The 8,399-nt window shown below is 59.3% G+C and carries 8 protein-coding genes; 5 read left to right on the top strand and 3 right to left on the bottom strand.

Annotated features, from left to right (window positions below; genetic code table 11):
• A partial coding sequence (locus tag ACIREA_RS20585) for a tetratricopeptide repeat protein (RefSeq protein WP_397384224.1) occupies window positions 1–1,341 on the bottom strand: 1,341 nt, incomplete at its 3' end.
• 334 nt (window positions 1,342–1,675) lie between these two features.
• On the opposite strand from ACIREA_RS20585, the gene ACIREA_RS20580 reads away from it, so the two are divergent.
• The 4 genes from ACIREA_RS20580 (at window position 1,676) to ACIREA_RS20565 (ending at window position 5,643) form a co-directional block, all read left to right on the top strand.
• Window positions 1,676–2,455 carry an ABC transporter ATP-binding protein gene (locus ACIREA_RS20580; RefSeq protein WP_397384223.1) on the top strand — a complete coding sequence of 260 codons (780 nt, stop codon included), beginning with the start codon at window positions 1,676–1,678 and terminating at the stop codon, window positions 2,453–2,455.
• Window positions 2,448–2,666 (top strand): hypothetical protein, encoded by a 219-nt coding sequence (locus ACIREA_RS20575; RefSeq protein WP_397384222.1) that lies wholly within the window; start codon window positions 2,448–2,450, stop codon window positions 2,664–2,666. The genes ACIREA_RS20580 and ACIREA_RS20575 overlap by 8 nt, the downstream gene beginning before the upstream one ends.
• Window positions 2,667–2,671: 5 nt before the next feature.
• Complete coding sequence (locus tag ACIREA_RS20570; RefSeq protein ID WP_397384221.1) at window positions 2,672–4,624, top strand: hypothetical protein; 1,953 nt, start codon at window positions 2,672–2,674, stop codon at window positions 4,622–4,624.
• 104 nt (window positions 4,625–4,728) lie between these two features.
• A complete protein-coding gene (locus ACIREA_RS20565) occupies window positions 4,729–5,643 on the top strand; it encodes a hypothetical protein (protein WP_397384220.1) in 915 nt (304 codons plus the stop codon).
• A 177-nt stretch (window positions 5,644–5,820) separates the two neighbouring features.
• Here ACIREA_RS20565 and ACIREA_RS20560 read toward each other — a convergent pair whose 3' ends face one another.
• Entirely contained in the window at window positions 5,821–6,534 is a 714-nt protein-coding gene (locus ACIREA_RS20560; RefSeq protein WP_397384219.1) for a hypothetical protein, read from the bottom strand.
• Between the two features lie 402 nt (window positions 6,535–6,936).
• Between ACIREA_RS20560 and ACIREA_RS20555 the strand changes: the two genes are divergently transcribed.
• Window positions 6,937–8,205: a right-handed parallel beta-helix repeat-containing protein gene (locus tag ACIREA_RS20555; protein ID WP_397384218.1), complete on the top strand. Its 1,269-nt coding sequence runs from the start codon at window positions 6,937–6,939 to the stop codon at window positions 8,203–8,205.
• A gap of 111 nt (window positions 8,206–8,316) precedes the next feature.
• Here ACIREA_RS20555 and ACIREA_RS20550 read toward each other — a convergent pair.
• A partial coding sequence (locus ACIREA_RS20550; protein WP_397384225.1) for a hypothetical protein occupies window positions 8,317–8,399 on the bottom strand: 83 nt, incomplete at its 5' end.

The following is an 8,399-nucleotide window of genomic DNA, read 5'->3' as shown; positions in this document are numbered from 1 at the left end:
AAACTGGACGCTGCCTATGAGGAAGTAGAGGCGCTCTTTGTCGGCCTTGGGGAAGCTGAGTGCCTTTTTCCAAGCGGCGATGGCTTCTTTGAGCTGCTTGTTCTGGTAAGCCAGCATGCCGAACATCATGGAGACCTCGCCGACCATGTCGCTGTCCGGGAAGTTTTCGATGAACGCTTCGCAGCCTTCGCGGGACTCCTTGATGCGTTTCAAGGAGGCGTTGACCATGATGAGGCCGTACATGCACTTGTCGCGCTGGGCGAACTGCTTGAAGTCTTTGACGACGACTTCAAAAGCGAGAATGGCCTGCCAGAGGCGGGAGGGATCGCCAGCGCCGCTGTCGGTGGGGGAACCCATTTCATAGTAGCAGCGGCCGAGACGGTAATAGAGAGAGGCATCGTAATCGGTGCGCTTCTCGATTTCGGCCATGATATCCTTGTTGGCCTTGAGCTTCGTTTCGATCTCGTCCTTGCGGACGCCCTTGGCGGTCTTGAGCTGGGTCTCCAGCTTGGCCACCTGCTCAGCCTGGATGCGGGAGATTTCGTTCTTCTTGCGGACGAGCTGGTAGGCGCCGAGAGCCTCCTTGTAGGCCTTCTTTTCCATCATCTCATCGCCGAGCTTGAGATAGATGTTGTTCATCTGAGCAATGCTATCGCCACCGGAGGCGAAGTTGCGCACCTTGTCCATGAGGGTGGTGGCTTCATCGAGCTTGCCGCTGGCGACGTAGATGTTGGCCGCAAGCATGGCGGCCTGGATGGATTCCGCGCTGCGGATGCCGTCTGCCAGGACGTTGATGAGGATTTTGAGAGCGTCGTCCTTCTTGTCCTGCTTATTGAGGGTGTCGGCGATGATGAGTCCGGCCTCGGCTTTTTTCTCCGGTGAATCGCGAACGACGTTGGTGAGCACCTCGATGCCCTTGTCTTCCTTCTTGCTGGCGATGTAGGAGCGGCCCAGGGCCATGCGGACATCGACGATGGCGGAGCCTGTTGGGAACTCCTTCACGTAGGCTTCGAGAGCTTCGATGGCCTTCGGGTAGTCGTTGAGATTGTAGTAGCAGGCGCCTTCGGTGAAGAGGATGCTCTCGAAGGGCTTGTTGTTGAGGTTTTTCTTCGCAACGGCGAGCTTGGAAAGGGCCTCCTGGTATTTGGCCTCGGCAAAGAGGGCGCCGGCGGCAGCGATGAGGGCTTCAGTCTCCTGCTGGATGTTCAAAGCAGCGGGGGCTGCAGGCGCGGCGGGAGCGGCGGGAGCGGCAGGGGCCGCCGGAGGTGCAGGCGGAGGAGCCTGGGAAAACACAGGCGTGACAGCGGCCAGGGCCAGAGCGGCACAGAAAATGGGTCTCATGATTTGCAGGGAGCGTTCCACATCAGCACAAAGTACTAAAAAACTACGACGATGCACAAGCTGGAATTGACGCACGTCATCGGATTTGATGGCGCAATGTGGCTGGGCATCTGGGGAAACTGACATTTTTTGAGAAAGGGATTTGAGATTAGCAGGATGGTCATTTTTGTCACGGGAGAAAAATCAAAAGGACAAATTCTATCCACTCAAAGAAGCATTTGAGTGGAAAGTCCTTTCAAAGATCTCGTGGCCAGCAGGGCCCGCCCTTCGCATTTAAAGAGTGTCGTTCAAGACGACTCGACATTCTCTGTTCGTCATTCAATGATCCAACCACATGTCCAATCCCGTACTCGAAGTTTCTGATCTCACTTTCCGCCGTGGCCGTCCCATCCTCAAAGGCATCTCCTGGCGGGTGGAACCCGGACAGCACTGGTGCATTCTGGGCCCGAACGGATGCGGCAAAACCTCGCTGATCAACCTGATCACGGGGTATGACAGTGCGACGGGCGGGAGCCTGCGGATCGGTGAGAGTGTGTTTGGCGAAGATGACTGGCGCGAGGTGCGGCGGCGAGTGGGGCTGGTGACGAACACGCTGGTGACGTATTTAGAGAGCGGCGAGCCGGTGATCGATGTGATCGCAAGCGGACGCGAGGCGAAGCTGAACCTGATCGACGAGCCGCCGGCGGCGGTGCTGCGTGAGGCGGCAGGCCTGCTGGCGCAGGTGGGCTGCGCGTACCTGAGCGAGGCGCTGTGGGGCCCGCTGTCGCAGGGGGAGAAGCAGAAGGTGCTGATCTGCCGCGCGCTGATGGCAAAGTTTGATGTGCTGATTCTCGACGAGCCCTGTGCGGGGCTGGACCCGGTGGCGCGTGAGAAGTACCTGCAGTGGATGCAATCCCTGGCGGTGCAGCCGCACTCCCCTTCCCTGGTGCTGGTGACGCACCACGTGGAGGAAATCCTGCCGAGCATCACCCACTGCCTGCTGCTGAGGGACGGCCAGGTGCATGCGTCCGGGCCGAAGGCGGAGGTGCTGAACAGCCGGAACCTGAGTGAGATCTATGGTGCGCGCGTGAAGCTTGGCCGCCGTGGGGAGCGTTATTCGCTGCGACTTGCCTGAGGCCCGCCCTGGCCTGGCGGTGAATGCGCGGGGTGAGACGCTGATCACCTGTAGCGTGGGCACGGGATGGCAGAAGGGCGTGCAGCTTGGCTGGCTGGTGCTCGATTCTTCTGGCAAAGTAAAGGGCAAGCGTGGTATCAAGCCGGGTGTTCCCGTCTGGGGCTTCACTGCGGCCTATGCGGAGGGCGATCATTTTGTCATTCTCTATTAACAGCCATGCGCGCGGTCATTCTCCTTTGCTGTGTGTTCGTTTCTTCTCTGGGGGCGCAGTCTCCAAGCGGCGTGTTCACGCTGCTGCACACGAAGCCCTTTGTGGCCGAGGTGACGAGCGCGAGCAGCAGTGCGAGCGGCTTCAAGCTGGCGCTGCGGGCGGATGATGGCGGCACGAGCAGCTATGAGTACAGCAGCTCGAATCCGACGCCGGAGCAGCAGTTTGTGGCGCAGCTGAAGGCGCACCGCCGCTACGCCTTCCCGCAGTGCCTGATCGATTTCCTGGGGCTGGATGAGACGGTGAGGCTGATGCGCGCGCTGCCGAGGACGGCGTCTTTCTTTCCCACCACGCCCAGTGTGCCAAGCGGGCTGATGGATCTGGGGCGCGAGCATCCCTTCCGCGCCACGGTGCTGGACCCGGGCCTTGGGGAAAAAAGCTGTGCGATGGTGCTGCAGGGCGCGGATTCACGGCTCCATCTTGCCAGCGGCCCTTACACCAGCGACGTGGCCCAAAAGATCGCCGAGCAGCTGAAGCGTGGGGAGACGTATGAGTTCCCCGCGGCGCTGGAGGATTTGCTGCTCTCCGAAGATCAACGCGCGGCGAAGGCGCGGCCCCAATCGCCTGAGATCGCCGTGCTCGGACGTTACATAGGCTCTTGGAGCGGCACGCTGGAGAGTGATGCTGACGCAAAGGTGCGGATGAACTGCCACTGGCTGGCGGATGGCACGGGCATCTGGAGGGAGATGAGTTTTAGCCATGACGACAGCGAGGAAACTCCCACGCTGGACATTGTGCGCATCCTCTATGATGCGGGCGCGAAGGCTTACGTCAGCGCCGATCCTGCGGCAGACGGCGCCACGGCGCTGACCAGCACCTGGGATGAGGCGACGCGGACTTTCACCACGGCGCTGCCCACGCCGATGAGCGGGCAGACGCGCATCAACACGGCCACCTTTACGACGGAGGCCCGGATCGACTGGAAAACAGTGACGCAGGATGCGAGCGGAAAAGTGATCTCGACGAAGCGTGGCAGCTACGTGCGCACGGCCAAGAAGGTGCCGCCGGTGAAACTACCGGCTGCTGCGCCGAAGGCCGTGCTTGCAGCGCAGGCTTTCAGCGGGAACGGCAGCTACGTGGCGCAGTCCAGCACCTCTGGAGTGGTGACACCGCCACAGAAGATGGCACCGCATGCGCTGATGGAGCCTGTGATTTACACGGACCTTTTCAAGATGCGCAAGCTGCCGCCGTTTCGCGGAAAGGTCTCGCATATTGAATTCAACGCGAACTCGTTCACGGCCACGGTGGAGCGGGTGGACCAGCGGCAGGTGTCCATCCATCACACGCGTGACGACGACTGGGAGCTGGCGCTGCGTCTTGCCAAGCGGCTGAATCCGGGCACGACATATGAGTTTCCGGCGGCGCTCGCGGAGGAGTATCAGCCACCGGCGACAGGATATGTGGCGCTGCCTAGCACGGATGCCATGCGCGCCCTTTCGGCCTTCATTGGCGAATGGAGCATGCACTGGACGACGGGCCCAGGCCGGGACCGGAGTGATAAAATCACCGTGCACTACTTCTGGAGCAACGACGGCACGGGACTGTGGCGCGAGGTTCATCTGCCAGAGGGCGTCCGCACGGGCACCGGCGGCGCGACGCAGGGGACTTCAAAACCGTATGTGGAGGCCTCGCTCACGACCTATGATCCAGCGGCGCAGAAGTACGCTGAGACTTACTCATCCTCCCTCAATGGGGACGAAAGGCAGGACGTGGAATGGGACGCGAAGACGCAGACTTATTCACTGATCAAGAAGGCGGTTCCATCCGCTGCTGGCGTGCAGTTCAGCAGCGCGCGGCGGATTATTTCACCGGAGCGCATTGAGTTTCACACCAAGACGACGAAGGCTGATGGGAGCGTGCTGAGTGAAAGTGGCGGGTACTATAAACGCATCGGGCCTTGAGCTGAGGGCGTGCACGGCGAATGAATGAAATTTCGAGGTTGTGCGTGGTAAAATGACAAAAGGCTTGTCATTGTTTTCGCCACCTGATATTTCGGGCTGATCCCATGAGCACGCCCAGCCAGCCTCTTCGTCAGCCCGGTCTCATCGTTTATCTCTGTGGTCTGGCCACCTCGGCGCTGGCGCTGTGGCTGGTGCAGATCGCGAATGACAACGGTGAAAATATCATGGGCTGGTATGCGAATGGGATCATTCCAGCGGGGGCGTTTCTGGTGGGGATCGGCAGTGGTGTGGGATATGCCGTGGGCTCGCGCCTGCTGCAGGTGAAGCTGAGCATGGCATTTGTGTTTGGGATGATCACGACGGCCATTGTGGATTACTTTGCGGCGCACTACCTCACCTACCTGAGCATCATTGAGCTGCATCACATTCCGGCGGATCGGTATGGGTTCATCGACTACTTCCGTGAGATCAGCGAAGGCATGTCCTTCAAGAGCCGCAGCTCGGGCGAGGCAGGCAGCCCGCTGGGCATGTGGGGCTATTTTTACAAGCTGCTGGAAATTTGTGGCTACGCGGGCGGCGCCATGGTGCCGTCGATGATGGTCTTTGGCATGCCGTATTGCAAGGGCTGCCAGCAGTACCTGAAGAAGCATCGCACGGGGCACCTGCATGCGCCGGAGCAGTGGTCGGTGGTGAAGAAGCTGAAAAAGAAGGAACGGCTCGCGGCGCTGCAGGCGTCGATCAAAGAGCTCATTGCACGTGCGAACGATTTCACCGTGCCGATTGCCGCTGCGCCACTGGCGGAGACGGAAGCGGCACTTGCCACGCTGGATCAGACGATTCACAAGGATGCTGCGGCGCGCATCACTTACACTTTGAAGAAATGCCCGCGCTGTGATGCACACCATCTGGACTTGAACCTTTTTAACTACACGGAGGATAAAAAGGTGGCGAACTCGAACGTGGCGAAGATTGATAAGACGAAGGTGGTGGAAGTGGTGAGGGACGGGGTGGCGGCTTGAGAGGATGGCGGATTCCGACGAGGACTTGGCTGAGAGAGGAGCGATGAGACGGAGATATCTTGGGCCGAGAAGACTGGTGGCTGCGGGATCACGCGACTCTTTGGTCGGTGCGTATGCTTTGATTGGGTTTAGAGCTGCAATCTTTTACATGGGGCCTGCTGTGCCTAATGCCCGGCATCATTTTTTTTGCTTGGTCTCAGACACACGTTTGCTCAGTGCCATAAGACTCTCTTTGATCTCCTTCAACCACAAGGATACTGATCCATTGTTCTCAGTTCGGGCATACTGCTCATACTCGTCTGCATATTTTTGCATCGCCGGCAACGCCCGGATGGTGCCAGCCCGGCCTAGTGCCCTATGGGCATGGCCTTGGGTCCCGAACTGCAGCAAGACAATCAACAGGTCTTCATTTTCGGGCGTAAGATGGGAGGCCAGCACATCAGGGATTCCACGAAGGCACTCCTCCTCGAACCCGTCTTTAATATCCTTGGCCGTCTTGCCTGCGATCATACGTTTGGTTAATTCAATATAGCGGGTAATGGCTTCGGGCGGCACGTCCGAACGCATGGACATCGCATCCAAGACATCACTAATCTCCGGCGACTTCTGCTCAATCATCTGGTCCGCTATCTGTGCCATATACTTCCCCAGTTCGGGATAGGTTCGGATCAAGTTCAGCCGCTTCTTTAGACGGCCCTCAGAGAGCATTCCTTCGTCGCCCCATCTCTGCAGTGTTGACTGGATGCGCCCCAGCTTTTCCGCCTCAGCCACAGCCTCTACCTGCGCCGGAGTCAATGGCGGACTGGCGAAGGGATCGCGCGCGTCTTTGACTTGCGCTTGGAGATTCAATGCGGTGCCGACGACCGCTAACGTCATCAGGCTGGCGGTCAACCGCCATAAGCCGTTCCGCATCGAGGAGTGCAAATTCGTTGTCATCGCAGGATCGCAGCGGAGCATATTGCAGAAGCTGCTGGTGAGCAAGGTGTGTGGCGGGGTTCTGGATTTGCCTCCCCGTCATGATGGCCAGGACCCAGGGTCTCCTCGCTGAGGCTCGGCTGACCCTGGGCTTTATTACGCAGCCCCTTCAGGGCTGGTGAACTGCGGAGTGGAATAGCGAAAGATGGCATCATTGAACCAAGGAGACTCAGCATGTGAGGTTAGATGCAGAGGGATACTTGAAGACCAGCGATGTCCCGCCTTCACTGAGTGCCCTTCATGCCAAGCATCCTTTTATCCAATGAATCCAGTGCAAGGCGGGGAAAGCTGAGGTTACTGAGGTGCGTTGGTTCGAGGATGAAACGATTTTTGCTCTGCCTCATGATTGCTGCTCCACTCCTCGCTGCGGAGCGTCCTGCGGTGACGGTGCCGCGCCAGACGAGCGGTGACACGGCGGTGCAGCCGAAGTGGGAGGAGGGGCTGAGGATCACGGTGGGGCTGAAGGATGCGGACATCGTGGGCAGTGACCAGCGGACGATTCAGGCTGCGGTGGACTATTTAGCGCGGATGGGCGGCGGGACGGTGCACCTGAAGGCGGGGACTTACCGGCTGCGCAATGCGGTGTATTTGCAGTCGGGTGTGAACCTGACGGGCGAGGGTGACAAGACGGTGCTCATTAAAGAGCCGTCTGTGATGACGCCGCTGAAGCTGGACAGCGACTGGTATGACCAGGAGATCACGCTGCATGATGCGAGCGGATTTCGCGTGGGGGATGGCGTGTGCCTGCGGGCAAAGGATGCGAAGACGGGTCGGCAGACGGTGATCAAGCGGACGCTGGTGGCGCGGAGTGGCAACCGCTTCAAGCTGGACAAGGCGCTGCGTGAGAACTTGTGGCAGATGAACGAGGCGACGTGCGCGACGCTGTTTCCGCTGCTGAGCGGTGAATTTGTGAATGATGTGAGGATCGAGAATCTGGTGCTGGACGGCAACCGTGAACACAATGCGGAGCTGGATGGGAACTACGCGGGCTGCATTTTTCTGCAGGACTGCAATCGCTTCCACATCAGCGGGGTGACGGCGCGCAACAACCACGGGGATGGGATCAGCTGGCAGATCTGCCACGATGTGGTGGTGGAAAACTGCGTGAGCGAAAACAACAGCGGGCTGGGTTTGCACCCGGGCAGCGGCTCGCAGAGGCCGATCATCCGCAACAGCACGCTGCGTGGGAATGACATCGGGATTTTCTTCTGCTGGGGCGTGAAGCATGGGCTGGCGGAGGGCAATCAAATCGAGGGGAATCGCATTGGGATTTCGATTGGCCATCGTGACACTGACAACCTGGTGACGGGGAACACGATCCGGGGCAGCAAGGTGAATGGTCTGCTGTTTCGCCCGGAACGCGGGCCGGACTTTGCGGGGCATCGCAACCGAATCGAGAAGAACCGCTTCATCGACAATGCGCCGGAAGGCGGGGTGGTGATCGACATTCAGGGCGGGACGGAAGCGATCACGATCAGCGACAATCAGTTCACGGAAACACGGGGCGGGAAAGCGCGTGAGGCGGTGAAGCAGGGGCCGGAGACGAAGCGCATTGTCATTGAGGGGAGCAAGAGCCAGGGGTTTTAGTGCGGAGGGGAGTCGGTGCGTGAGTTTGGGTGAGGTTTGAGATGCCTGGCAATTGGTATCTGCACAATGCCAGGCATGAATGGCATGGCATCTTATTGGCAGTCACGATGGTTACTTCCGCCACACACGCACGCGATGCGTCTCGCTGTCCCCTATGAAGACAGAGCCGTCTTTGTCCACAAAGACTCCGTGCG

This window comes from Prosthecobacter sp., from assembly GCF_044373815.1.
Classification (GTDB): Bacteria; Verrucomicrobiota; Verrucomicrobiia; order Verrucomicrobiales; family Verrucomicrobiaceae; genus Prosthecobacter.
The sequence above is the reverse complement of the archived record's forward strand: the minus strand, read 5'-3'. Positions and strand labels throughout refer to the sequence as shown.

Bases quoted from the DNA above. Each gene is read 5' to 3' on its own strand.
- ACIREA_RS20580 (WP_397384223.1), top strand. From the start codon at position 1,676: ATGTCCAATCCCGTACTCGAAGTTTCTGATCTCACTTTCCGCCGTGGC.
- ACIREA_RS20570 (WP_397384221.1), top strand. From the start codon at position 2,672: ATGCGCGCGGTCATTCTCCTTTGCTGTGTGTTCGTTTCTTCTCTGGGG.
- ACIREA_RS20565 (WP_397384220.1), top strand. From the start codon at position 4,729: ATGAGCACGCCCAGCCAGCCTCTTCGTCAGCCCGGTCTCATCGTTTAT.
- ACIREA_RS20555 (WP_397384218.1), top strand. From the start codon at position 6,937: ATGAAACGATTTTTGCTCTGCCTCATGATTGCTGCTCCACTCCTCGCT.